Annotated in this window: 18 protein-coding genes; 4 read left to right on the forward strand and 14 right to left on the reverse strand. The window is 50.7% G+C overall.

Annotation, left to right across the window (positions count from 1 at the left end):
• Positions 1 to 88: 88 nt before the first annotated feature.
• The 5 genes from Q1A04_RS15525 to Q1A04_RS15545 form a co-directional block, all read right to left on the reverse strand.
• Complete coding sequence (locus Q1A04_RS15525) at positions 89 to 1,120, reverse strand: SusE domain-containing protein (protein WP_299707832.1); 1,032 nt, start codon at positions 1,118 to 1,120, stop codon at positions 89 to 91.
• 69 nt (positions 1,121 to 1,189) lie between these two features.
• The gene (locus tag Q1A04_RS15530) at positions 1,190 to 2,779 is read right to left on the reverse strand and encodes a RagB/SusD family nutrient uptake outer membrane protein (protein WP_299707834.1); all 1,590 of its coding nucleotides are present in this window, start codon (positions 2,777 to 2,779) and stop codon (positions 1,190 to 1,192) included.
• Positions 2,780 to 2,791: 12 nt separating this feature from the next.
• On the reverse strand, positions 2,792 to 6,088 hold the full coding sequence (locus Q1A04_RS15535) for a TonB-dependent receptor (protein WP_299707836.1): 3,297 nt from the start codon (positions 6,086 to 6,088) through the stop codon (positions 2,792 to 2,794).
• A gap of 15 nt (positions 6,089 to 6,103) precedes the next feature.
• Complete coding sequence (locus tag Q1A04_RS15540; RefSeq protein WP_299707838.1) at positions 6,104 to 7,138, reverse strand: FecR family protein; 1,035 nt, start codon at positions 7,136 to 7,138, stop codon at positions 6,104 to 6,106.
• A 141-nt stretch (positions 7,139 to 7,279) separates the two neighbouring features.
• Positions 7,280 to 7,846 (reverse strand): sigma-70 family RNA polymerase sigma factor, encoded by a 567-nt coding sequence (locus Q1A04_RS15545; RefSeq protein WP_299707839.1) that lies wholly within the window; start codon positions 7,844 to 7,846, stop codon positions 7,280 to 7,282.
• 293 nt (positions 7,847 to 8,139) lie between these two features.
• Between Q1A04_RS15545 and Q1A04_RS15550 the strand changes: the two genes are divergently transcribed.
• Positions 8,140 to 10,959 (forward strand): alpha-amylase family glycosyl hydrolase, encoded by a 2,820-nt coding sequence (locus Q1A04_RS15550; protein ID WP_299707840.1) that lies wholly within the window; start codon positions 8,140 to 8,142, stop codon positions 10,957 to 10,959.
• 99 nt (positions 10,960 to 11,058) lie between these two features.
• Here Q1A04_RS15550 and Q1A04_RS15555 read toward each other — a convergent pair whose 3' ends face one another.
• Together Q1A04_RS15555 and Q1A04_RS15560 are read right to left on the reverse strand one after the other, a co-directional pair.
• A complete protein-coding gene (locus Q1A04_RS15555; RefSeq protein ID WP_299707842.1) occupies positions 11,059 to 12,516 on the reverse strand; it encodes a M48 family metalloprotease in 1,458 nt (485 codons plus the stop codon).
• Between the two features lie 137 nt (positions 12,517 to 12,653).
• The gene (locus Q1A04_RS15560) at positions 12,654 to 13,292 is read right to left on the reverse strand and encodes an intradiol ring-cleavage dioxygenase (protein WP_299707844.1); all 639 of its coding nucleotides are present in this window, start codon (positions 13,290 to 13,292) and stop codon (positions 12,654 to 12,656) included.
• 123 nt (positions 13,293 to 13,415) lie between these two features.
• Here Q1A04_RS15560 and Q1A04_RS15565 point away from each other — a divergent pair, with 123 nt between their 5' ends.
• Positions 13,416 to 13,877 carry a DUF4268 domain-containing protein gene (locus tag Q1A04_RS15565; RefSeq protein WP_299707846.1) on the forward strand — a complete coding sequence of 154 codons (462 nt, stop codon included), beginning with the start codon at positions 13,416 to 13,418 and terminating at the stop codon, positions 13,875 to 13,877.
• Between the two features lie 9 nt (positions 13,878 to 13,886).
• Here Q1A04_RS15565 and Q1A04_RS15570 read toward each other — a convergent pair whose 3' ends face one another.
• The 3 genes from Q1A04_RS15570 to Q1A04_RS15580 form a co-directional block, all read right to left on the reverse strand.
• Positions 13,887 to 14,117, reverse strand: a complete 231-nt coding sequence (locus Q1A04_RS15570) for a DUF3820 family protein (protein ID WP_299707848.1) — start codon at positions 14,115 to 14,117, stop codon at positions 13,887 to 13,889.
• A gap of 109 nt (positions 14,118 to 14,226) precedes the next feature.
• Positions 14,227 to 14,583, reverse strand: a complete 357-nt coding sequence (locus tag Q1A04_RS15575; protein ID WP_299707850.1) for a hypothetical protein — start codon at positions 14,581 to 14,583, stop codon at positions 14,227 to 14,229.
• A gap of 365 nt (positions 14,584 to 14,948) precedes the next feature.
• Positions 14,949 to 15,809, reverse strand: coding sequence for a bestrophin family protein (locus Q1A04_RS15580; RefSeq protein ID WP_299707851.1), 861 nt, complete (start codon positions 15,807 to 15,809; stop codon positions 14,949 to 14,951).
• A gap of 260 nt (positions 15,810 to 16,069) precedes the next feature.
• On the opposite strand from Q1A04_RS15580, the gene Q1A04_RS15585 reads away from it, so the two are divergent.
• Positions 16,070 to 16,834 carry an oxygenase MpaB family protein gene (locus Q1A04_RS15585; protein ID WP_299707853.1) on the forward strand — a complete coding sequence of 255 codons (765 nt, stop codon included), beginning with the start codon at positions 16,070 to 16,072 and terminating at the stop codon, positions 16,832 to 16,834.
• A gap of 47 nt (positions 16,835 to 16,881) precedes the next feature.
• Here Q1A04_RS15585 and Q1A04_RS15590 read toward each other — a convergent pair whose 3' ends face one another.
• From Q1A04_RS15590 to Q1A04_RS15605, 4 genes are all read right to left on the reverse strand, one after another.
• On the reverse strand, positions 16,882 to 17,940 hold the full coding sequence (locus tag Q1A04_RS15590) for an ArsO family NAD(P)H-dependent flavin-containing monooxygenase (protein ID WP_299707855.1): 1,059 nt from the start codon (positions 17,938 to 17,940) through the stop codon (positions 16,882 to 16,884).
• A gap of 39 nt (positions 17,941 to 17,979) precedes the next feature.
• On the reverse strand, positions 17,980 to 18,435 hold the full coding sequence (locus tag Q1A04_RS15595; protein WP_299707857.1) for a DinB family protein: 456 nt from the start codon (positions 18,433 to 18,435) through the stop codon (positions 17,980 to 17,982).
• Between the two features lie 169 nt (positions 18,436 to 18,604).
• Positions 18,605 to 21,880, reverse strand: a complete 3,276-nt coding sequence (locus Q1A04_RS15600) for a S41 family peptidase (RefSeq protein WP_299707859.1) — start codon at positions 21,878 to 21,880, stop codon at positions 18,605 to 18,607.
• A 99-nt stretch (positions 21,881 to 21,979) separates the two neighbouring features.
• Complete coding sequence (locus Q1A04_RS15605) at positions 21,980 to 23,290, reverse strand: NCS2 family permease (RefSeq protein ID WP_299707861.1); 1,311 nt, start codon at positions 23,288 to 23,290, stop codon at positions 21,980 to 21,982.
• Between the two features lie 380 nt (positions 23,291 to 23,670).
• Here Q1A04_RS15605 and Q1A04_RS15610 point away from each other — a divergent pair, with 380 nt between their 5' ends.
• Positions 23,671 to 26,157 (forward strand): outer membrane beta-barrel family protein, encoded by a 2,487-nt coding sequence (locus tag Q1A04_RS15610; RefSeq protein WP_299707863.1) that lies wholly within the window; start codon positions 23,671 to 23,673, stop codon positions 26,155 to 26,157.
• Positions 26,158 to 26,168 lie beyond the last annotated feature (11 nt).

The following is a 26,168-nucleotide window of genomic DNA, read 5'->3' on the forward strand; positions in this document are numbered from 1 at the left end:
TTGAGATGAAACAGAATGGCTATACATAGAAAACCCGGCAGAGCGGAGCTGCCTGCCGGGTTTCTGATATGTTAGTAATGAAGTCGGATTACAACTTGGTTAAGGTATAGGTCGCGGTGTCATCCTCATCACTGAGTTTGAGCGTGATCTGATATCTGCCTGCTTCCGTAATGGCGATGTTATCACCTCCAAGGGTCAGATTGCCACCAGAGCCGCCGTAGTTGGTACCCCAGTCATCATTAAAGCGGAATTTGATTTCACCCTCTGTCAAATCAAGCGTGGCTCTCCATTCATCTTCTTCGTTGTTGTAGCGCATGTTTTGGTCAGCGTCCCAACCACCTGCGGTTGCATTGCCAATTATGCCCCAGGAGTGCTTGGCATAGCTCCAAGTCATGGCATTCAGGTCTACAGTAAGCATGTAGCTTTCGTTGGCAGGCACAGACAAGTCTGGACCATTTTGCTCCAGGTTGCCGTTTGTACCACCCCAGTTCAAGTCCCAGTTACGGTTTGCTGTAAACTTGAACATGCGGCTGTTTGGCTCCGTGAAGCTGATCACACCTTGGTAGATGTTATTGGCCTCTACCGAGATTAGGCTAGGCGCTGTAGCCGGGTTCCAGCCTTGGTAGTCGCCTGGCACATAGATAAAGGTCGGCTCAATGTAAGTGTTATAAGGGGTGATATTCACGGTTACCGGGTTAGAGTAAACCGGGCTTACGAACTCCGACACAATGGCTCTGATTCTGAAAGTCACCTCATGGGTTTCTTCCGGCGCGTACTTCAGTCGGCCCATCAGTGCGTTTAGTTCCTGACCTGTATAGGTTCTGGAAGTTACCTTGTTGCCCAACGAAACAGAGTACGGACGCACAAAGTTGTCACCAGCTGTGTCTATCTGCAGGGAATACTCAGTAGCCGCATCGAAACCGAAATCAGCCTCGTTCCAGTTCAGTGTAAGCGCTGTGCCCTCAGCGGTCTCCTCAGTCAACACCACATTGGTAGAGCTCGCCGAGAGCGCGGGAGGTGTCCCTTCACTGAGAATCAATTTCTCTTCGTCTTTCTCGCAGCTCATCAGCGTGAGGGAGGCAGCCACGAAGAATAGCGATTTGTTTAACCAGTTTTTCATAAAAAACGATTTTTAAAACATTTAGAATAGGGAGCTGCAGGCACAGGACCTGCAGCTCCCGTCAATCAGTTAGTAACCCGGCGTAGGCGTCAGGTTAGGGTTTGCAACCAAATCATTGGCAGGAATTGGGTACAGCTTCCTGAAGTCAGCCACGTTGGTGCCCTCCATCATGCCGCCTTTCCATGCCCACACATAGCTGTCGCCTGTGAAACGGTTGAAGCGGATCAGGTCGGTACGGCGGTGTGCTTCCCAATTCAGTTCACGGGCACGCTCATCCAAAATGAAATCGAGGGTCATCTGGTTTGCCGCAACGTTACCCATGGTGCTGCCATCGTAGGCACGCGTACGAAGGGCGTTTAAATATTGCAGCGCCAGCGAAGCGTCGCCACCTGTACCGCCACGCAATACTGCCTCAGCATACATGAGGTACACATCTGCCAGTCGGAACATCGGGAAGTCGGTGTCTACGAACGTAGGGTTGGAACCAGCCTGACCAGCAGGGTTGGTGTTTTTCCATTTCGTAATCGGATAACCGTCTGTGAAGGTAGCTATCGTGTTGATCTCCTTCTCTTGTCCGTCAGTGTGGAAGTTAGCACGGTCGTCGCTAGCAAGCGCTGTGCTGGAGAACAGGTCATAGACAGCAGGGGTGGAACGTATACCTCCCCAGCCTGAGTCGATTCCGAATGAAGAGGCAGACATGTTGCCGCCAACCGCCGCGTGTGTCAGAAAGGTGGTACCACCGTAAGACTGCGTGCGCAGACCATCAAACGCGATCGGGAAGATGATCTCGTTGGAGGTATTGTTGGTCGTCATGAACAGGTGGTCATAATCCGCCTCCAAGGTATAGCCTGCGTTTATCACTTTCGTGGCATACGTAATAGCCTCCGTGTTCTTCTGCTGGTTCGTGTATACTTCAGCGTTCAGATACAACTTGGTCAAGAGTGTCCAAGCGGCAGCTTGGTCGGCACGGGCGTACTCGTTCTGGCGAGGGGCTGCCAACTCGTTCTCGATGGCCAGCAGTTCAGACTCCACATAAGCGAAAAGTTCGGCTCTGGAGGCCTGCTCCGGGAAGAACTTACCTATTAGGTCTTCTTCTGTTACAAAGGGAACGCTACCGTAAAGGTCGAGGGCATGCCAATAACTGAGGGCACGCAGGAAGCGAGCTTCAGCACGGAATTTTTTCGCCTCTTCTAAGTTTGCACCTGTAATACCGCGCTCATTTAGCTTTTCATCACTCATTTCACGGATAAACTCGTTTGCCAGCGTGATCTGGTAGAAAATACGGTAGTACATGGCCGTGGTCACGTCGTTACTCGATGACCAAGTCAGCGTGTTGAGCGCTGGCAAGCCCGGGTCGTTCCAAGCGATTACCGCTTCATCGGTTGGTACCTGCTGTAGCATCCAGTAGGTGCGCACGTAGTTGGAAGCGCCTTCATCTATACCGCCCACATCCGGGCGACCAGCAGGACCTTGCTGCCCTGTCAGGGCAAAGCCAGCGTATAATTTGCCTAGAATAGGCTTGTAATTGGCAAAGTCACGGTAAACGCTTGCCGATGTAGCCTCATAGAAAGGCTCTCTGTCGAGGTCGTTAACGCAGGAGGTAGTGGCCACAGCCATGAGTCCTGCACAGAGTAAGGTTTTTAGATATCTTGATGTCATGATTTGCTCTGATTAAAGTTCGATGTTCAGACCAAGGCTGAATACACGCGGTCTAGGGTAGAAATTATTGTCGATACCACCCGCGATCTCTGGATCCAGACCGGTATAGTCGGTGATCACAAACGCGTTCTGAATGTTGGCGTTCAGGCGGAGGGCGGCACGATCATTCATGATTCTGCCAAAATTATACCCAAGGCTGATGTTCTCCATGCGCACAAAAGAAGCGTTCTCGATGTAGTAGTCCGATTCGTACTGGCGGATGTTAAAGCCTGTGTCAAATACATTGCGTGACATGTTGGAGAGCCAGTTGCTAACAGATGTTACTTCGTAAGCACCGGTGTTGGAGTTCACGTTATTGTATACATAGTTGTTGAAGCTGCCTCGCATCAATAAGCCAAGTGACCAGTTATTGTAGTTCAATTGCGTGTTGAAGCCCATGAAAAGGCGTGGCTCTGGGTTCTTGTAGCGGTACTTGTCCTGCTCGTTGATGATGCCGTCATTGTTCAGGTCAGCATATAAGCCTTCGATCGGACGACCGTCTTGACCATATACCTGCTTGTATACATAGAAGGTGTTAGGAGCATAGCCTACGGTGTGTACCTGTATGTTACGGCCTGTTGCACCAGCAATACCGCCTGTAACCACACCTACAGAGTTTTCTTCCTCTACCGTGTTCAGCTTAGTAATTTCGTTGCGTATTACAGTACCGTTGATACCCACAGACCAAGTAAAGTTCTCCCGGTCGATTGCTACATAGTTCAACACAGCTTCTATACCTTTACTTTCGATGCTACCCACGTTGGTGAGCAACAAGTTGGTCAAGTTTGTACCGGCTGGTACTGGCACCACACTTAGCAGGTCTTTGGTGTTACGCTGGAACACATCTAAACTACCATAGAGGCGGTTATTTATAAATCCGAAGTCGATACCGGCGTTCCAAGTCTGAGTCTCTTCCCATTTCAGGTTCGCGTCATATGCCTCCGGACGAAGCAGCAAGTAGTATTGATTACCGATCTGGTACATGGCGGCACTATCACTGGAAGTATAACGGGCTAGGTATGGGAAGTCGTTACCCACGTCCTGCTGACCGGTTACACCATAGCCTACACGCAGTTTCAAATCAGACACCGTGCGGGAATCACGCAGGAAAGCCTCCTCGTTGATTCTCCACGCAAATGCCAGTGATGGGAAAGTACCCCATTTCTGGCCTTCTCTGAAGCGGGAAGAACCGTCGCGACGCACAGTGGCCGTTATTAGGTAGCGGTCCATCAGGCCATAGTTGACACGGCCGAAGAAAGACACCAATGTGTTCTGCGTTTTGAAAGGGAATGGGCCAGCAGCTCTGCGTACACTACCATCTTCTCTCAGTAGAGGGAAAGCTGGACGCTCTGTTACCCAGTCTTGGTAAGAATAACCACCTGTCACATCGATGCGGCTGCGAAGGCTCTCGATGTCGTTGGTATAGTTCATGTAGTAATCGAGCAACTTGTTGGTTCTTTTCTCTTCAAATCGCTGGTAAGATCCACCTTCGAATGACTCAGAAGCAAGCGTAACAGGGGCATTGTTGTTGCCGTCGCTATCAGATTTGTCTAAGCCTACGTTCAGGTTGGCACGAAGCTCCGGCAGGAAGTGGAATTTGTAGTCGAGCTGAACGTTACCGATGCTACGGAAAGCCTGCCCTTCGTTGCGGCGCTGCTCTAGCATGCTAAGCGGGTTACGCGTCGCAATAGTAATTGGTCTTCTGTCCGATGGGTCGAGCCATTCAAAATAGCCGCCAAAACTGTTATCGGCATATACAGGCTGTGTCGGGTCGAACCCTACGGCTGCACCGATAGCACCTTGGTCAGCGAAACGGCTGTTGGTCAGAGCACCTTTCCAGTTTACATCTACGCTCAAGTGGTCGTCGAGGAAAGTCGGTGTCAGCTTCACGCTACCTGACACACGCTCAAAGTTAGAGGTTTTAAGCACACCATCTTGGTTGAGGTAACCAAGCGATACGCGATAAGGCAGCTCTTTCACAGATCCGCTCACGCTCAGGTTGTTGTCAGTGGTATAGGCATTGCGGTAGATCTGGTCCTGCCAGTCGGTGTTCTCAGTTCCCAGCAGTCGGATCTGATCTTGGTTGCCCAATTCTGTTACTGTGCTTCTGAATTCATCACCGTCCATTACGTCCACTTGCTTGGTGTTGGTAGAGAGGGAGTGCAGCGTGCTGAAGTTCACACGCATCTTCTGCCCGGCCTCTCCGCTTTTGGTGGTGATGATGATCACACCGTTGGAGGCGCGCGATCCGTAGATGGCTGTCGCAGAGGCATCCTTCAGGATGTTCATCGAAGCGATGTCATCCGGGTTGATAAAGTTCAGTGGGTTGGCCGAACCTGCGATCACTTGGTTGTCGATCGGTACGCCGTCGATCACGATAAGCGGATCGTTGCTGGCGTTGAGCGAAGCACCACCACGAATACGGATACGGCTGCCGGCACCCGGAGCACCACCGTTTGAGGTGATTTGCACACCGGCTACTTTACCGGTTATGAGCTGCTCAGCTGTGGTCACCTGTCCGTCTTGGAACTCTTCTTCAGAGATGGTGGTAACGGCACCCGTTACGTCTTTTCTCTCCTGCGTACCATAACCAACTACCACTACCTCCTGTAGCGCACGGGTGTCGGTGCGCATGGTAATAGTGAAGTTCGTCTGGCCTCCAATGGCTACTTCCTGCGTGGCGTAACCTATGTAGGAGAACACCAGTGTGCCGCCTTCTGCAGGCGTTGGCAGTGTAAACTCGCCATTGGCATTGGTCGCAGTGCCGCGCGTGGTGCCTTTCAGCACAACCGTCACACCCGGTAGGGCGCTGCCAGTTTCATCTGTCACGCGTCCGCTCACTGTTTGGTCTTGGCGCACTTTGGTAGTAGGCTTTGCAACTACGGTGGCAGCTGGCGCAGTTGGGGCAGGTTGAGCCGCTCTGGAGATGATGTACACCCCATTCACCTTTTTGTAGGCAAGGTTGTTGGAGGCTAAGGTTTTGCCTAGGTATTCCTCCACATTCTGAACGCCGCTTTTCTGTTCTGGCAAGATCAGTTGCAGGTCTTGCGCCAAGCTGGCTTGGTAAGAGAACTGAATGCCGTGGGAGTCTTTTAACTCATTTAGCAAATCCTTTAGCGACTTGGCCGTTAGGGCCTGTCCGGAGGTGTGGTTCACAGCAAGGTTCGGGCCCGGGCCCGGATACCCCTGAGCGGTTCCCGGAACCTGGAAGCAGCTCAGTGCCACTGCCAGACCTAAGGAACCGAGTCTCTTGGTAGATTTATTTAGCATAGAATATGTGGTTAATTATAGTGAGCTTATGTATAGTGTTTTCTCTTTTTGGGTAATCTGCACCTCAAAAGTCTCTTTTAGGGTGCTAAGGATATCATCTGCATTCTTTACTTCCAAAAAAGCGGTGATTTTCTGTTCCGACAGCTCTTGGCTGCTAAACTGCACCCGGTAGCCGTACTGCTGCTCGAGCATTTCGGCTACTTCTTTTAGGGTATAGTCATCAAAATATATCTTGTTATGCTGCCAAGCGGTGTACAAGGCAGGGTCTACCCGCCGGCGTGATACGCCTGCGCCAGTTGTTATACTTACTAAATCGCCGGGCTCCATTTCTATTTGCTGCTTGTTGCCATCTTGGAATAAGCTGAGGTTTACTTTGCCACTTGCCAATACCACGCGGTCTTCGTGGCCGCGATCGTATACGTTAAATTCGGTGCCAAGTACATGTATGGCGGTTCCTTTACTTGTTGTTACAACAAACCTTTGACTATTAGGTTGATGCGTAACAGAAAAATATGCCTCACCTTGTAGTATTACCTCGCGGGGACTGTTGCTAGACCATTTGCTAGGTATAGTTATACTTGAGTTGGCGTTAAGTACTACTACGGAATTGTCAGGAAGTTGGATAGTTCGCTTTTCGCCGAAAGTAGTAGCATAGGTCAGGGGCTGATCGCGTTGCAGGCTGTAGAATGTGAAAACGCCTGCCAGAACCAGTAAACTGGCAGCAGCTACCGAGAGCCACGCTTTCGGAACAGAGTGCCACATTGAGATCATCTTTCCTCCATCACTGTTCCCTTTATTATCCTGTCGCAGGGTCTGTTGCAGGTGCTCCCATACTTGGTGCACATCGTGGTCATAAGCCTCCTGATCCGCTTCTTCTTGCGAGAGCAACAGTACCAACTGACGGGCCTCTGCCAGTTCCTTCACCTTATAGGGATGTGCATCGGCAAATTTATTCCAGTAAACATTGCTTTCATGGGTAGGGTATTTCACCCATCGGATGAATTCGTGGTCTACTGCCAGTTCAGCTGCAGTGGCTGTTGCGTGGTTCATGTCGGTTCAACTTGTGGGTTTCAGTTTGGCGGCGGTGTCTATATAGACTATAGCCGGTCATAACTCAGAATATCCCTTGTGGAAAGGAAAATATTTTTAGGTTAGCCCTAACTGTCTGTAAATAAATAAGATAATTTTGATCTAGGAGTGCAGGAGAGAAAAAAGAAGTAATGAGAAGCCCGCAAGTAACTTTTGCAGGCGGGCAATAGCTTTGTAAGTGATTTTGTATACTGACTCCTGCTCAATGTCCATAATGGCTGAGATCTCGTCGTATTTCAGATTGGCGTAATATTTTAGAAAGATGACTTCCCGCTGCCGAGCAGGCAGTTGAGTGAGCAGATCGGCGATACGCTGGCGGGTAATTTCGGCTGCCTGCAGCTGGATGAGGGTCTGCTCATGAGAGTCTTCCAACTCAAAGTGGTAGTCCTCGGGCAGTGACTCGTGCAATTTGTCGCGGTTCGCCTTTTTGATGATCTCGTTGCGGATGGCCTTGAGCAGATAATTGCGCACACTGGCCGGGTTTCCCAACGTTTCGCGGCTCCGCCAGAGGCTGTAGAACACTTGCTGCAAACTATCGCGTATAAGTTCTCTGTCGGTTGTGATGCGGTGGCCGTAACGGAGCATAACGGGTGCATAATAGTGGTAAAGCTGCGAAAACTCCTCTTCGCTTCCTGCTTTAAACTTGCCCCAGACTACCAACTCATCCATGCTCGATTGACCCGTTTTGTCTACGGTTTGCAACAATAATATTAGAATTTAATCTAAAATCATACCTTTAGGCTTTGAAAAATAACGTAGCCTTATCCAGTGTTATAACATTTAGTGTTAGCGAATGGGGCTTTACGGGTAAAGACTAAGCTGTCACTTGGCACCGAGGTATGTTAACGACTCCTGTAGGCCTTGTTACGATAGAAATTCGCTTATTTCCGTATACCGCTTGTGCATTTGGTTCATTTCCAATTTATACTATAAAGTTTCTCATTATCTAACTATAATTTTCTATGGCATACAAATACCTCTGTCGCTTTTGTGCGCTCTTCATTTTTTTCTTGGCCATTGGTACGCAGGCGTTCGCCCAAGCGGTAACCACCATCCCCGAGTTTCCGACCGGAGACGAGGAGATCACCCTCATTTTTGATGTGAAGCAGGCGAAGGACGGTCGCGCGAGCGGATTACTCAACCAGACTGGCGATGTATACCTGTGGTCAGGCGCAGGCACGGTTGGATCGACGGATGCTTTTAAATACCAGCCGGCCGGTCAGACGAATTTCAACCAGCCTTTTGCACCGGGCAAAATGACCCCGCTCGGCAATGACCGATGGGAGATCAAGCTAACGCCACGCACTTATTTTGGCGTGCCAGCCGGTGAAACGATCGATAAACTGGGTCTACTTCTCAAAAATGGCAATGGCACCGCCCAAACAGAGGACTTCATCATCAAGATTTACGACGGCAGTCTGCAGGTGGCCATTCGTGAGCCGGCAGAGCAGAACTTCTTCGTCGATGCCGGTAGCAGTATACCTGTCCGAGCGGTTATCTCTTCCAAGGCCGATGTGACCGTGAAACTCGATAATGTGGTGATACACACCGACAGCGATGCAGACGAGGTAAATATCTCCGTTAATGCCGGCGTACTGCCGGGTGTCGCCAGAACCGTAACCGTAGAAGCCAAGATCGGAGACGAGACCGCTACAGAAAGCTTTACGTTCTCTGTTAAACCGCAGCCAGTTACGGCAGCGCTGCCGGCCGGAATGAAGGACGGCGTGAACTACACCAGCGCAACCAGTGCCGTGTTGGTGCTATATGCACCCCACAAAAGCTTTGTGTATGCCATTGGCGAGTTCAATGACTGGCAGAGTACACAACAGCATTTGATGAGACGCACACCCGATGGCAACCGCTATTGGATCGAGCTGAATAACCTGCCTGCTGGCCAAGAAGTAGCCTATCAGTACCTCGTAGACGGTACCTTGGCGGTGGCAGACCCCTATGCCGAAAAGATTTTGGACCCTAACAACGACCAGTATATTCCGGCCAACACGTATCCAAACCTAAAAGCCTATCCAGCCGGGGCCAGCGGTATTGTGTCGGTACTGCAGACCAACCAAGAGCAGTATACTTGGAAAGTGACTGACTTTGATCGCCCTGACCCAGAGAATCTGGTGGTTTACGAACTGCACGTGCGTGATTTCATAGCGGCCCGCAATTACCAGACCCTAGCCGACACGCTTTCTTACCTGAAGCGCCTAGGTATAAACGCCATTGAACTGATGCCGGTGATGGAGTTTTCCGGGAACGATTCTTGGGGCTATAACCCAACATTTTTCTTCGCGCCGGACAAAGCCTACGGTACCAAAAACGACCTCAAGGCCTTCATCGATAAATGCCACGAGTTTGGTATAGCCGTGATTCTAGATATTGTGCTCAATCAGGCTGACTACGAGTACCCTTATGTGCGGATGTACTGGGATGGCAACCGTCCGGCCTCCAACAGCCCTTTCTTTAACCAGCAGGCCACGCACCCCTTCAGTGTGTTCTTCGACTTTAACCATGAAAGCGAGGCGACCAAAGCCTTAGTGGAGCGTGTGAACCGCCACTGGATCGAGGAGTACAACATCGACGGGTACCGTTTTGACCTTTCGAAAGGCTTCACACAGAAGAACACAGGCGAGAACGTGGGTGCCTGGAGTGCTTACGATGCAAGCCGCGTAGCCACTTGGAAGCGCATATACAATGAGATCAGAAGCTACGACGAAACGGCCTATGTGATACTGGAACACTTTGCCGACAACCAAGAAGAGAAAGAACTGGCTAATTATGGCATGCTGTTCTGGGGTAATCTGAGCCATGACTATCGCAACATGGCCAAAGGCGTGCAGGCCAATCCGCAGTGGATCTCCCATCAGGCACGTGAGTGGGAGAAGCCTTACGTGATCGGTTACATGGAAAGCCATGATGAGGAGCGCTTGATGTATGATGTGCTTACTTACGGCAACCGCAATGGCAGTTACAACACCCGCACCTTGGGCACCGCCCTTGACCGTGCCAAATTGGCTGCGGCTTTTTTCCTGCCTATACCCGGCCCTAAAATGATCTGGCAATTTGGTGAATTGGGCTATGATGTGCCCATCAACCAAAACGGGCGTACCGGTCAGAAACCGATCCGTTGGGAGTACCAACAGAATGCTGACCGCCAGAAGCTGTATCAGGTATATGCGGAGTTGATCAAGCTCAAACTAAACGAACCGGCTTTCTCCACTGACAATTTTGACCTGCAACTGAACGGGTACGTAAAGCGCATCTCCCTTTTGCACGACGACATGGATGTATTCATCCTAGGTAACTTTGATACAAGAATGCAGCAGGTGAATGCCAACTTCCCAGCAACAGGCGTATGGTACGATTACTTCACAGGCAGCGAAAACAGGATAGAAGATGCCGGTCAGCAGATGGATTTACAACCGGGTGAATTCCATATCTATACCTCCAAGCGACTGGAAACTCCTCAGCCGGGTTTGGTGCCGTGGCAGGGGCTAGTGCTCTCTGCCGAAGAAGAATTGGCAGGCACTGGGGTGGCCGTCTATCCAAACCCGATGCAGGAGGCCACAGTGCTTAGTTTGGAGGGCGATTACCGTGGACCCGTGCAGGTACAGTTTATCGATATAACGGGCCGACAATTGCAGACCGTGCGCTTCCTGAAGCACCAGCAAAGCCACCAAGAGCATGTTAAACTGAAGCGCGTACCATCGGGCATCTACTACATGCAGGTGGAGCAGGGCGGTAAGAAAACCGTGCATAAAATGCTGAAAGTGAAAGAATAGAATTGCTCTTACCAGTTAGAGCTTAAATAAGAATCCCCCTGCTTATTGCGAGCAGGGGGATTCTTATTTAAGCCTATACTTTATTCAGTTGTTGCTTGGCTACTTACCAATCACTTTGATCATGGTGCCGGCTTGTACTTGGTCGTTGAGTTCCATACCGTTTAGCACGGCAAGCTCGTTCATGCGGGCATCCGGCACTTTGTTGTTGCGGAGTGCCTGTGCCAGTGAGGTACCCTGCGACACCGTTACGATTTTTATACGCTCCGGCTGTCTGTTCAATTTATCGGGGTCAGACAACTCTCGGAAGCTTTGCATACTGCCACTGAACACCTGGAAATAGCTGTTGAAGTTAGGGACGGTCGTGATACCCATCAGGCTATAGATATTCTCGCCATGCTGAATAAAATAAGTGAGTGTCCGCAAAGGCTGCTGTTGCTGCTGCTGTTGTTGCTGTTGTTGCTGAGGATCAGCCACCACCGCAAGGGCAGGAAGTCCGTTCACTGTTACCTGTTTACTTTCTGTAGGCTGTAACTGGTAGCGTTGCATCGCCTGTTGGGCGGCTTCCTGCAAATTAGCTCCGGGGGCCAGTGTCAGTATCATCACGGCACTTCCGTCTTTAGGGCCCATCTGCACCTGCTGTGGAGAGTTCTGGTATCCCCAATTGGTGGGCATGGTGTACTGGAATTTCAATACTGGATGATAAAAGACACTGTTTTCCACAAAACCCTGCTTTGGATCCTCCCCATAGATAAGGCCGTCAATCATCTTTAGGTAGCTGTTTCGGTTGATCTGCGCATTGGTTAGGTTTTGTTTCTTTTTTTCTTCTGCCGCCAATTGGTTTACAGTAGTATAGCGGTCGCCCGGGTCAGGGTGTGAGGATAGGAAAGAGGGCAGTGCCTGTCCACTTTCTTCCTGTTTGCGCTGGAGTGTGGTAAAGAAGTCAGCCATTTCTTTGGCGTCATATCCTATTTTGGTGGAGTACTCCACACCTAGACGGTCAGATTCGCGTTCGGCATCACGACCATACTTCAGCATCAACAGGCCAAGCCCCTGCGACACCTCTTGGCCATACTGTGCGACGGTCGGAGACAGAATCATGCCGAGTAGCAGGCCACCCTGCGCCAGTATGGATTTACTCTGCTGCTGCGCTGAGTGGCGCGCGGTAATGTGGCCGATCTCGTGGCCAAGTACACCGGCAAACTGCGCCTCATTGTTGAAGTGGGCCATGATGCCGCGTGTAAAGTATACGTAGCCACCCGGTACGGCAAAAGCGTTTATCACGGGCGAGTCTACGATCTTAAACTCATAGTTAAGGTTGTTGCGATGCGAAATCTGAGCCATTTGCTGGCCTTTCTCATTAATAAAGCGCTGCAGATTGGGGTCCTCGTAAAGTCCAAACTGGGCTACGATCTGTGGGTCAGCCTCCTTGCCAAGTGCAATCTCTTGGCTTTCGGACATAAACATCACATCTTTCTTGCCTGTCACCGGGTTGGTTTGGCAGGCAGTGGCTAGCAGCATGACGGATGCCATCAAACTGGTTATTATGTTCTTTTTCATTGTTTTGTTGTTTAAAAGCCTGCGACACCATTTATTGTGCTAATACTACAGGCAGTCTATATATGTAACAAGCAACGATATTGCACTTGATTAGTTGCGAATTGCAGAAGTGTCCGGTTGTTTGGATGTGGGTATGGCTAGTCGTAGGAAGGTATGTTCTGCCCTAGGACGATATCTCTTTCTGCCACCAGTAGGCCGTCTTTTTCCTTTAATGTCACAATGCCGGACCCACCGCGCATTGGTCGTGAAGTTCTCACTTTTTGGGTAAGCAGGGGATCACCTTCAAAGAGGTAGTCGTCGAGGTAGTACTCATTTTTACCCGGCTCTTTTACCGTGGCGTGGATATGGGCGGGCTCCGTTCTAGTAGGATAAGTGCCAGGGCGCAAGGTATAGAAGGTATAGCGCCCGTCCGAACCGGTCATGACCCAACCGCGCAAGTAGCCGTGGCGTTTGGCCCAGCCATGTTCATCTCCTTTTTTCGGATAGATACCAGTTTCATCCGTGTGGTAGATATAGAGAATCACGCCCTCTGCCGGTGTTTTTCCATCTTGCTGGTATACAATGCCGGTCACTTTGATTTTGTCGGTTCCGGCTTTGCCGAAATTAGGCAGGGTATCGACAGGAGAAAGGATTTTATCGCCGTACTCATGTATCGCCTCACATCCCTCGCAGGGGCCGCCGACGTGGTGGGAGGTTTGCAACTTTTCCCGGCTGTCCTGCGCTTGGCAGCCAGTGGTTAACAACAAAATAGACAAAGAGAACAGGAGCCTTAGCATACTGTTTTTACTACGTCTGATAAAGGATGACCGTTGTTAGCAACTCTCGTAAAATTAGCGTTGCATACCGTCTTCTCATCCGTATACCTTGCTAATCTATTGGGCAATTGCCAATTTTGTGATATGTATACACGTGAACAAACTTCAAAACTCAGACAGGCCTTCTGGACCGCGTTTGGACAGTATATGGCGCCGGTCGTTTCCGCTGAAGGCATGCCGACCAACTGGATCAACTACAAGACCGGACTGAAGGACGTGTTTTTCAAAATGCAGACTGATAAAAAGAAAGCCTCCATCGGTATAGAGTTGAACCAGCGTGACCCTGAGATACAGCAGCTGTTTTTTGAGCAGTTTGAAGCCCTGAAAGACTTGCTGCATGAGGCTGTGGGAGAGGAGTGGGAGTGGGACCTGCATACCTATGACGAACAGGGCAAACTGGTCAGTCGCATCTATACCGAGTTGCCGGGGGTGAGTGTGTTCAACCAGAACGACTGGCCGGCGCTTATTTCATTTTTCAAGCCCCGCATCATCGCCCTCGATGCTTTTTGGAACGATGCCAAGTACAGTTTCGACGAACTTAGGTAATAATGCAGTTTAGCGCAAGCGGGCCTGTCGCTTTAGGGGCTCTAGCAGATGTTCCAGTCCGTTTATTTTAATCTCGTAGAGGGTGGCCAGCTGCATACCCAATTTGCCGGGAGGGAAACCCTCACGCGCAAACCATTCCAAATAGGAGACCGGCAGGTAGCAGAGCACCGTGTCTTTGTACTTGCCGAAAGGCATTTTCATTCGTACAAGTTCGGTAAGTATGGACGCGTCTGGCTGCATGGGATGTGGGTTAATTGAAAGCCCAAAGATACATTTAAAGACAATGAAGGGTATAAAAAAAGCCTTCCAATTCGGAAGGCTTTTTTGTTATTAGTGAGGTCGGTGAGCCTTACTGTTTAACGTAAGTATACGTTTTAGCTACTTTGGCAGCCTCATACGTTTCACCGTCTTTCTCATAGGTGTCGTTGTCGTACTCATGTACCAGAACCATCTCGGTAGCTGTCAGTTTCTGTATTCTGTAAGCGATCTCTACTTCGTCACCAGCTGCATTGTAAACATTCAGCATTTTAGGGTCACCGTCTAGTTCAAGGTCAAACTTACGCGTGTACCAAGTAGGGTCTTCGCCAATCTTGAAACGCACCGTATTATCATTTTTGTACTCAAACTGATTGTTTAGATTCTCCTGACCGGTTGTATGAACAACAGTGCCATTTTCATCATAGTATTTATATTCCTCAGTATTCATTAACCAGTTTCCGAAGAGCAGTTGCTCAGTCTCAGATATTGCTGGAACAGGTGTATCATCATCGTCGTCATTACAGCTCGTAACCGTAAAAAGAACTAGAAGGATTAGTGGGAAAAATAGTAATTTTTTCATTTTGAATAATAGTTATTGGTGGTGTACAAACCTTAAATAGCAAAAGCTATATAGCTATTTGGATGGTGTGAATACGGTGCTATATTCAAAAAGATACAGTTATTGCTTTATTAATAGGTAGAGAGGGGAAATAGCTAAGTGTAAGCCGCTGAAAAAGAGTGAAATAATTTTAAATAGGCAAATAGAATTATTCCTCTACTGGTTGTGCTGCCATAGAACTTAGTTTGTTCTAATCAGCTTAACAGCTCACTAACGTGCTTGCGTATGTTATGGCAGATCTGGTCCACTGGCAGGTCGTTCGGATCGGTGCCAAACGGATTCTCAATCTCCTCGGCAATCAGCTCCAAACTGGCCAGTGCGTACAGAATCAGGATAACGACAGGTATAATAAAATAGCCAAGGCTGAATACCCAACCAAAAGGCAGCGTCATGACATAGAAGAACACGAACTTTTTGATGAAGACGCTATACGTGAAGGGAATCGGCGTGTTTTTGATGCGCTCGCAGGCACCGCAGTGGTCGGTCAGCGCTTTGATGTCCTCGCTGATGACCAGCATTTGGGCCGTGTTAAGTTTGCCCTCCGTCTGCATGGCATTGAGGCGGGTATACAGCTTGGCTGCGACTTGGTTAGGTAGGTGTTTTTCCTTTTTGAGATCAAGCACCGGGTCCAGTTCATGGAAATCCTCGTTTTCGCGCAGCAGACATTTAAGTGCAAAGGCATAGTTGGGAATCATGAGCCGGAAAAACTGCTTGTCCTTATCGTCGGTGGCGATGGCCTGCAGCTTGATGGCCAAATTACGGGAACTGTTGGTAAGGCCTCCCCATATTTTGCGGCCTTCCCACCAACGGTCGTAGGCCGTGTTGGTGCGGAACACAAGTAGGAGCGAGATCACGAAGCCCAATACCCCGTGCATCATCCCCACATTGCGGATGTACTGTGTCTCAGCAAGGTTCAGGAAGTTAAGCTCTAGGTAGGCGATCAAACCGGAATAGACACCAACCGCCAGCATGAGCGGCAGCAGCCTCCGGAAGGTGTCGGCTTTCGAGAAGCGAAAGATAAAAACGAACCAGTCTTTGGGATTGTAGTTTATCATAAAAAAGAAATCCGCTTAGCCCGTCCCAAAATAAGTGAGGGCAGGCTAAGCGGGGGTTCAGTTTGGCTAAAAGCTGAGCTTAAAGATAAGCACAAAATTTTCTAACGTGCAAGAGATACAGCAAAATTTCTATCTTGTATTTTTTAAATGTATCTGATTACCAGTAATGTAGGGTTGATTTCCTTCTTTTCTGTCTAAAATGTGATTTTAAAAAAATGACCCATGCCGCACATTTTAAGTGTAGCCTTTGTTCAACAGGTATGGAATACTTTGTAAGAGAGGGAAGCATCGTGCGTGAGATCTGGGGTAAAGGGGACACCATCCTTTTTATATTTGCCGGGGCCTCAGCCGAGTTTGCCCTTAACAAGGCGGTTGACTGGCTATACTTCACAGGCAAGCTACCTGCCGATCCGCTGGGGCGTCTGTTTTCTACCGTGGGCTATGCCCGTCAAATCGTTTTCTCGAGCAGGGAGGGGGCGCATAAGGCCATCGACACCATGGCAAAAATACATGCCGGTGTGGAGTCAAAAAGGGGCATGTCCATACCTGACTGGGCCTACCGGGACGTGCTTTTTATGCTGATTGACTACTCTATTCGTTCCCAAGAGTTGCTGGAAAGGGAATTAAGCCAAGCAGAAAAAGCCGAAGTATTCGAAGTGTTTTACCGTGTGGGTGCCCGCATGGGATTGAAGGGACTGCCAGCTTCTTTCTCTGAGTGGCAGACGATGCGGGAAGAGCACTTGAAGCAGAACCTGCAGCAGAGTCCCCATACCTTCGACCTGTACAAACAGTATCGCAAACATCTTGGGCCGATCAGGTATAAACTGCTGTTGGAAGGACAGAAACTGATTGTGCCGCCTTTTGTGCGGGAGCAGCTGGCCTTGGGTAAGATCTCACTGCTGGGCCCTGTGCTGGGCGTGTATAAACTAAGCAGGAAGTTCAGAGCGGAGTGGCTATTGAAATCCATCATCCTGCCACACGCCTACAAGAAGGAGATCAGGGAGCTGGACAGTCGACCGGTTTAAGTAGTTTTAGTGCGAAAATTATGTTAAGTAGTTTGGGGTGTTGAAACTTATTCCCTCTTCAAAAACTCCTGCACCTCATGTACCGTTTTGCGTGCTGTTCGCCCCACACCGATGAGGGTGGCGGAGGCAAAGCCAGTCCAGTTGCCGTAACCGACCAACCAGAGGCCCGGTTGCTGTGTTACACGCGTGCCCTCAACAGCTATTTTACCAGCTTCATTTTTTAACTGCAAACAGGCCAGATGGTCTAGCGCAAAGCCGAAACCGGTGCACCATATTACGGCATCTACTGGCTCTTTCTCCCCGTTAAGCCAAATCACGCCTTCCTCGTAAAAGTGCTCAAAAGGGCGTACTGTATGCAGCACGCCGCGGTCACGGGCCTCTTTCATAGGTGGCACCATCACGATGTTGCCTACATGAAACTGAGACGGCTGTACTTCCTTACCGTGTTGCATGGCGTAATACTTGGCCGAGGCTTGGTCAAAAAGAACGCGCCCGTCCACATCATCGGGCAGAAAAGTCACTTCATCCAGCGTTACCCAAGTCGTGTTGGCTACTTTTGAGACCTCGGCCAAAATCTGAGCGCCGGAATTGCCACCACCCACTATTAGCACCCGCTTCCCGGCAAACGGTTCAGGGATTTTATACTCAGAAGAATGCAGCTGTATGCCTTTAAATGTTTCGGCTCCTGTGTAGGCAGGTATAAAAGGCTTTCGGAACGTGCCGGTCGCACTGATCACGGAACGGGCATGATAAGTCTTGCCACTGCTCTTTACCTCGAACAAACCCTCGTTGTAGCAAACATCCTCTACTTGCACCGGGCGCTCAACTGGTATGTTATACCTGTTTTCATACTGGGTCAGGTAGATGATCACCTCCTCGCGACTCGGAAAAGGGCCTTTACTCTCCGGCATCAGCCAACCGGGCAAACTGCTGAAGGCGGCAGGAGAGAAGAGTGTGAGCGATTCCCAGCATTGGCGCCAAGAAGCACCGGGACTGGCTTGGTCATCAAGCAAAAGGTAGTTGAGCTTGGCTTTGTTAAGATAGTAGGCGCAGGCTAGCGCACTTTGCCCACCGCCGATTACTATGGTGTCGTAAGTGGTTTGCATGCTAGGAAGATGAGATCTGTGTACATGGAATGACAAGAGCTAAGACAATTGACCATACTTTAACAACATGCTAATTTGCCCGGCATGGTAAGCGGTATGGGTGGTGATGCGGCCCAGTGCTTCCGCCTTCGTCTTCGTGCCGAATTCCTTTGTCGTAATTGTGCTGTTCCAATCTTCGTCGGTCTGTGCTTCGATCGCCTGCTGTAGCTTCTGAGCGGAGTGTGCTACGTAATCCTTCAGTTCCCCGAAGTTAGTCCACTCGCCCGTGTCCCGCTGGGCTACAACTGTCTTGGCCCGTACCTGCAACTCCTGACCAAATACGTTTTTGGCGAACAGCAATTCTACATCGCCTATATGCCGCACCAGAAATCCAATGCTGTTGGGGGCAGGAGGGAGTTTCTTGCTCAGGTCTTCTTCCTGTAACTTATCCAGTAGTTGTGTGAAGCGCGTGCGGCCTTCCTGCCAGAGTTGTATGAGTTGTGCCGTGGATTGCATAAGCCTTATGATTTTATAGTATCAAGGTATGAATAAAATGTAATAGACCCTTATACCTTTCCTGATTTTTGGCCGCTCAGGTGAGCATCTCGTAATGATGGGGCCACAACTTATCACCAAACAAAAAGCCCCGACCTAGGCCGGGGCTTTTGCTGTACCCAAGGACGGCTTATTTCTGAGCGCTTCCCTGTGCTTCTATGTCCTTCAGCAGTTCTTTCACGGCTGCCTCCAGTTGTTGATCTTTGCCTTTGCTCACCAACTCGTATTCGTTGGCAACTTTCAGGTCTGGTTCTGTCTGCAGGTTTTCGAGGTACTGGCCTTGAATGTCCTTCACACCCAGTGGGGGCACACCCCAGCGCACATTGCCGTTCTGCAGCATTTCCCAACCGCCGAAGGTACAGGTACCCGGCACCGGCATGCCTACCAGCTTGCCCAGTTTTAGGTCGATGTAGCTGTAAGCGAAGCAGTGGCCATCGCTGTAGTTGGCCTCGTTGGCCAGCGCGATGCTCGGCTTGGTCCAGCGGAAAGATGGTTCAAAACCGGCTGAGCGGGTGTCGGTGGTATAGTCCAAGAACTTCTTGCCGCTCAAGAACATGGCTAAGTCAGCTACCAAATCGCCGCCGCCATTGTTTCGGGTGTCCACCACCATACCTTTGCGGTTGGCGTATTTGCCCATCACCTCTTCGTACACGGTGCGGTAGCTCGGGTCGTTCATGCCCGGAATGTGCACGTAGCCCAATTGGCCGTTGCTCAAACGATCCACCTCATCCGCGTTGCGGCGCACCCAGCGCTTGTAAAGCAGCGCATTCTCTTCGCTTTGTGGAATCGGTTTTACGGTAACGTCTCTTCTGTTTTTCCCGTTGGCGTCCGTTACGGTCAGCAGCGTGTTCTTGCCGGCTTTGCGGTTCAGGAACTGTGCCAAGTCCTTGTCCGGCGTGATAGTTTCGCCATCGATCTTCTCGATGATCATGCCTGCTTTTAGGTCCAAACCGGCCTTGTTCAACGGACCGCCCACGATCACTTCGTCGAGTTTGATGCCATTGCCGGTATAGGTCTGATCGTAGAAAATGCCCAGCGAAGCCGTGGCATCGCCGTTCGGGTCATTTTTGTTGTAGCTGGAACCGGAGTGCGATACATTCAGCTCACCCAGCAATTCGCTCAGCATCTCAGAGAACTCATGCTCGTTGCTGATGTGTGGCAGGTAGGCTTCGTAATCGGCCTTTAGCTCGTCCCACTTGGTGCCGTGTAGATTGGTTGTGTAAAAGGTCTGCTTGGTGCGGCGCCATACATGCTCAAACATGAAGGCACGCTCAGCGGCGGCATCCAGATTCATCTCACCGTCGATCTTCACCGTTTCCTGCTTGCTGTTGCTCGGGTCCAGCTTTACGATCTTGCCATCAGACTCCAAGAAGATGTTCTTCTGCTCATTGTCCCATACCATGCGGGCGCGGTTGGCGTTCAGGGGCACCAGCATTTTGGTTTCCTTGGAGCGCAGGCTCGTCGACCACAGGTTAAAGCCTTTCTCAAACTTGGCGAGGTAATACAGTGTTTCGCCGTCTTTCGACATCAGGGCATCGGAAAGCGTAGAGGAGTGCAGAGTCAGTTTGGCTTTGCGGTAAGGCATGCCCTCCCAGTGGATTTTCACATCATTTTTCTTGGCGACCTCGTCTTTCTTGGCTTTCTTCTTTTTGTTTTTCTCCTGTTCTTTTTCCTTCTCTTCTTTGGCCGCTTTTTCTTCCTGCTCTTTCAGCAAGGCATAATCCTCTTTGCTCAGTCTATACTTGTCAAAGGCGTCCTGTGTAAAGAAGAGGGCGTAAACGTCAGCTTGGGAGCCGCCGCTGTTGGCTTGGCTGCGCATGCCGTCGCGGGTGCTGTTCCAGATCATCATTTTGCCGTCCATCATCCACTTTGGGGCAAAGTCGTTGTAACCGCTCTCGGTCAGGTTCATCTTCTTGCCTTTGCCGTCAGCCGCGATAATGCCCACCTCTCCATTGGCAAAGCCCGGCTCAGAGTACTCAAACAAAAGCCACTTGCCATCCGGACTCCAAGTATAATACTGGTCGTTGTCGCGCATGGAGAACAGCTCGTTGGTGTTGAGAATGGTGCGCACCTGCTTGCTGGCAAGGTTGAGCACTTTCAGCGTCATGCGGTTTTCCAAGAAAGCGATCTCTTTGCCGTCAGGCGAGTACTGAGGATCATAGTTCTCTTTGTCATTCTCAACCAAGGCTGTTTCCTTCAGCAGGGTGGAAGCATAGAAGTAAGGCTCTTCGGAACGCACAATGTCAGTTTTGTAGATCTTCCAGCTCTTGCCGCGCTCGCTGGCGTAGAGTAGCGACTTGCCGTCAGGTGAGAAGCTCACGCTGCGCTCCTGCTCCGGTGTGTTGGTAATGCGCTTGGTCACGGAGCCTTCCACTGCGCTCACAAACACCTCGCCACGGTAGATAAAGGCTACCTCTTTTCCATTGGGCGATACCGCTAGGTTGCTGATGCCGTTTCCGACCTTCAGGATGCTCTCGTTGTTGGTTTTGGCGTCGGTGGCGATGCGTATATTCAGTTTTTGCGCCTGTCCGCTAGCCTTTTTGGTATACAGTTCACCATTCTGGCTAAAGCTCAGCGTGCCGTCGTTGGCAGCAGTAAGGAAACGCACCGGATGCTTCTCGAAGGAGGTTACCTGCTCAGGTTTGGCAGGACCCTGCGCCGCCATTTTGTGCACGTTGAAGGTGCCACTGGCTTCGCTCAGGAAGTAGATGGTCTTGTCATTGTCAGCAAAAACCGGGCTGCGGTCTTCGCCTTCGTAAGTGGTGAGCTTGCTGTGCTTGTTGGTTTTGGTGTCGTATACCCAGATGTCGCGGGTCACGGATGACACATGGTGCTTGCGCCACTGGTTCTCACCGCCTTTTTTATCCTGATAGAGCATTTTGCTGCCATCGCGGCTCAGTTTCACCTCCTCGGCCGGGGTGGTGAGCACCTGTGTTACGCGGCCGCCTGAAACCGCCACTTGGTACAGCTCCGGCTGGTAGGCCGTTGGGAACTGGCGGTTGCTGGCCGCGTCCAATCGGTTGGAGCCGAAGTAGACAGTCTTGTTGTCGTGGCTGAACTCGTAAGGGAATTCGTTGGCCGAGTGGTAGGTAATGCGTTGGGCAACACCGCCCGTGGCCGGCATAACGAAGATGTCGAAGTTGCCGTAGCGGTCGCTGGCGAAGGCAATGGACTTGCCATCGTGGCTCCAAACCGGCATGAAGTCGTGTGCTTCGTGCAGGGTAAGCGGGGTAGCCGTACCGCCTGCGGCTGGCACGGTATAGAGATCCCCTTTGTAGGTGAAAACAATGGTTTTGCCATCCGGAGAAATAGCCGGATAGCGCATCCAAGAAGGCGCGTCTTGCGCAGCGACTGACAAAGCCGATCCGGCTGCCAGTAATGCTGATAGTGCTAATTTTTTGATCATAGGGTTCTGCTTGAGAGCCCTAATTTAAGGAAGAAGTAGGGATTATTTAGTGTTTAGCAGAAAGTGTTTTGGGGTTATTGTGAAGGGATGATGTATACCTTAATGCGACTGCATTACCAAGGCCAGCACACAAAACGCCACGATCACCCACAGCGTAGGCGACATGCTCCTGCCTTTACCGGTTGCCACCTTCAGGGCGGCCCAGCTCAGGAAACCCCAGATGATACCCTGTGAGATGGAGTAGGTAAACGGAATCAGCACCATGGCTAGAAACGCAGGTATAGCCTCATCCATTTTCAGCCAGTTGATCTTCACCACCGGCCGCACCATAAAAGCACCCACCAAGACCAAGGCAGGGGCCGTGGCAATGGCCGGAATCATAGAAAGCAGCGGCGCTAAAAAAAGGAAGGGCAAAAAGAGCAAGCCGCCAACCACAGCCGTTAAACCGGTACGTCCACCAGCCTCTATACCTACAGCCGACTCAATATAAGCCGTACCCGGACTGGAGCCTACCAAACCCGCCAAAGTAGTTGCCACCGCATCTGTTGCGAGTGATCGTTTCACGTTGCGGGGCTCGCCGTGCTCATCGGTCAAATTGGCGGCTTCGGCCAGACCCACGAAAGTGGAAAGGCTGTCGAAAAGATCGGTAAAGACAAAAGCGAAGATCACCGGGAAGACAGCGAACTGCAGGGAGTTAATCAGATCAAGCTGAAAGATCAAGCTGAAGTCTGGTGCCGACACGAGCCCTTGCCAGCTGATGATCGGGTCCACATCAGTCCCCCACCAGCGACCCAGCGGGTATGCAGCCAAAGTGGTGAGTACGATGCCCAGCAAAATAGCGCCCGTCACGTTGCGGGTAATCAGGATCGCCATGAGCAGAAGACCGCCCAGAAAAGTAAGCACTGACGGTGAAAGCGTGCCGAGGCCTATGGTAGTGGCAGGGTGTGAGACAATGAAACCTGCGTTGATGAAGCCGATCAGGGTAATGAACAAACCGATGCCTGCCGCGATGGCATAGCGCAGCGGACGTGGTATGGCCTTGACAATGAGCGTGCGCACATTGAAAAGCGAAAGCAACAGGAAAACAATGCCTGACCAGAAAACGGCCCCCAGCGCCACCTGCCACGAAATGCCCATGCCCATCACGGCGGAGAATGTGAAGAAGGCATTCAGCCCCATCCCCGGCGCTACCAGAATCGGATTGCGGGCATAAAGCCCCATCATGACACTACTGAAAAATGAAACCAGTACCGTAGCCGTGAGCACTCCCGAAAAAGGCATGCCCGCCTGACTCAGAATGGCCGGGTTCACCACGATGATGTAAGCCGTCGCCAGAAAAGAGGTAAGGCCGGCGAGGACCTCCGTTTTAATAGTGGTATTGTTCTTTTTCAGCTGAAAATATGATTCCATACCTATGGGAGAGGTTTTGTGTCGAAAGGGAGCATAATATTAGGGAATTTATACGGAGAAGCCTCAAAAATATATGGAAAGTCAGGTGTAGAAAGCCCGTTTTGGTATCCCTTAGCTTCTTTCAATGCTGTTTAACAAATATTTAACACACCGCCACTGCCCGGGCATGCAACTTACATGTCTGTTCAGTCATCATTTGTGTCCGCCCCATCTTTACAAATAGTGTCCATTTCAGAACAGCAGGTGTCCATTATGGAACAGAAAAGCAGCTCGTTTTGCTGATAATTGGTTGTAATGTGCTGTAAATCAATCTTTAATATGGTTGGCACACATTTAGGATAGAGAAATATAAACTATGAATAACCTTACTCTCAAATCACATGAACCATTCTCTAACACAACAAGACAAAACCAGAGGCAAAGCCTTTCGCTATCTGCTTCTAACACTTCTTCTAGGGCTGACTTTTTCAGTCTCAAAAGCACAGGAGGCCACCGTAGCAGGTAAGGTGCTCGAGTCGGCTGACAAGCCACTGGGTTATGCCAATGTACTCCTGCTGAAGGCGGCAGATTCCTCGCTGGTAAAAGGCACACTGACTGACGAGGCTGGCGCTTTTCTTTTTGAAGGTATAGCCATCGGGAAATACAAAGTAGTGGCCAGCATGGTGGGTTTTGGGAAGTCAAAAGCCATGGAGGCCAATGTGACCAACGCCGACGAAACTGTGAAACTCAGCCCCATCATGATGAGCGAAGCCGCCACTGCGCTAAAAGAAGTGGTGATTGAGGCGCAAAAGCCACTCATAGAACAGCACCTTGACAAGACGGTGGTGAACGTGGAGAACAGCATTGTGTCGGCGGGCAGCACGGCTCTGGAGGTGCTGGAGAAAGCACCGGGCGTGGTGGTGGACCAGAACGACAACATCAGCATGCGCGGCCGCCAGGGGGTGATCGTGATGGTGGACGGAAAACCGGTACCGATGTCAGGCCCGGAACTGGCGAACATGCTGCGCGGTATGTCAGCTAACAGTGTAGAGAAGATCGAGTTGATCACGAACCCATCTGCTAAGTATGACGCGGCGGGCAACTCCGGCATCATCGACATCCGTCTGAAGCGTGACAAGAGTCTGGGTACGAACGGCACCTTCTCCTCTTCATTCGGGCAGGGGCGCTATGCCAAGTCCAACCAAGGTTTGCAGCTGAACCACCGGGCCAAGAAGTTCAACGTGTTCGGTAACTACAACTACGTGCTGCGCAAAGACTTTAATGAACTGGATATCTACCGCCGCTTCTTCGACGAAAATGGGGCATACATTGGAGCTTACGATCAGCAGAATGTCTTTAACATGACTTTCAACAACCACAGTGCTCGCGTAGGCGCCGACTATTTCCTTTCTTCCAAAACGACTGTCGGGGTGGTGGCCAATGGCTTCTTAATGGATATCGATAGAACTTCTGATAACAGTTCCGCCGTGATCAATGCCGCCAATCAGCCGGAATCCTCTTTCCTGACCAATGCGCTGGTGGAGCATGGTCGCCGCAACCAAGGCATCAACTTCAATCTGAAGCACACCATTGATAGTCTGGGCCGCGAGATCACCGCAGACGTGGACTACATCGCCTTTAAAAACACCGACGAGCAGAACTTCACGACCAACTATTACAACCTGAGCAACGAGCAGCTGCGTGACCCATACCTGCTATACGGCACACTGGATGGTAACCTGACCATCAAATCGGCGAAGGTAGATTACCGGCAGCCGCTGACTGCCATAGGAGGCAATTTGGAGGCCGGTTTGAAGAGCAGTTTGGTGAGCGCCGACAACGATTTGCAATTCTTCGACCGCAGCAACGGAGGCAATGTGTTCGACACCGACAAGAGCAATCACTTTCTGTACGATGAGAATATTAACGCTGCCTATGTGAATGCCAACAGGAAAGGGGATAAACTGAATGTGCAGCTGGGTCTGCGATTGGAGAACACCATTGCCAAAGGAGAGCAACTGTCCGACGTGCCCGACAACAAGCCTTTTGACCGCAACTATACCCAACTTTTCCCGAGCGCTGCCATGAACTACAGCCTGAACAAGAAACACGATCTCGGCGTATCAGTGAGTCGTCGCATTAATCGTCCGTCTTACAACCAACTCAATCCTTTTAAGAACTTTCTGGATCCTAGCACCTACTCAGCCGGCAACCCATACCTGAAACCTGAACTGTCCTACGCCTTCGAACTGACCCATACCTTCGACCAGCGCTTTATCACCAAACTGAGCTACAGCCGTACCACCGACGTGATGGTGCAGGTGCTTGCGCCGGCCCCTGAGGGAGAGAAACTGGTGAGGCAGACGTTTGAGAACCTAGCCACGCTCGACTACTTCGGGTTGACGACAACAGCACCCTTTTCCATCGGCAACTGGTTCAACAGCGTGAATAACGCTACCATCTACTACGGACTGTATAAAGGCAGCCTCGCCGATACGGATCTTAGCAACGGTATACCGACCTTTAACCTAAACTCCAACAACACGATCAAGCTGCCGAACGACTGGTCTGCCGAGTTTGTGGGAGTATACAGAAGCCGCGAGGTTTATGGCTTTTTGGAAGTCGACCCGATATGGTTTGTGTCGGCGGGGGTGCAGAAGCAGTTCTGGGACAAGAAGGCCAGCGTGAAACTGAACGTAACCGACGCCTTTTATACCAACAAGGCCCGTGGCTTTACCCACTTGGCCCGCTACGCCGAGAACTTCTACCAGCGCCGCGACACGCAGGTGGCCACGATCAGCTTTAACTATCGCTTCGGAAATGCGCAGTCAGGCCCTTCACGCCGCCGCACGGGTGGTGCCGAAGAAGAGACCCGCAGAGCGAACTAGGTATAGCCATC

This window comes from uncultured Pontibacter sp. (assembly GCF_947499215.1).
In the GTDB taxonomy this organism is placed as follows: Bacteria; Bacteroidota; Bacteroidia; order Cytophagales; family Hymenobacteraceae; genus Pontibacter.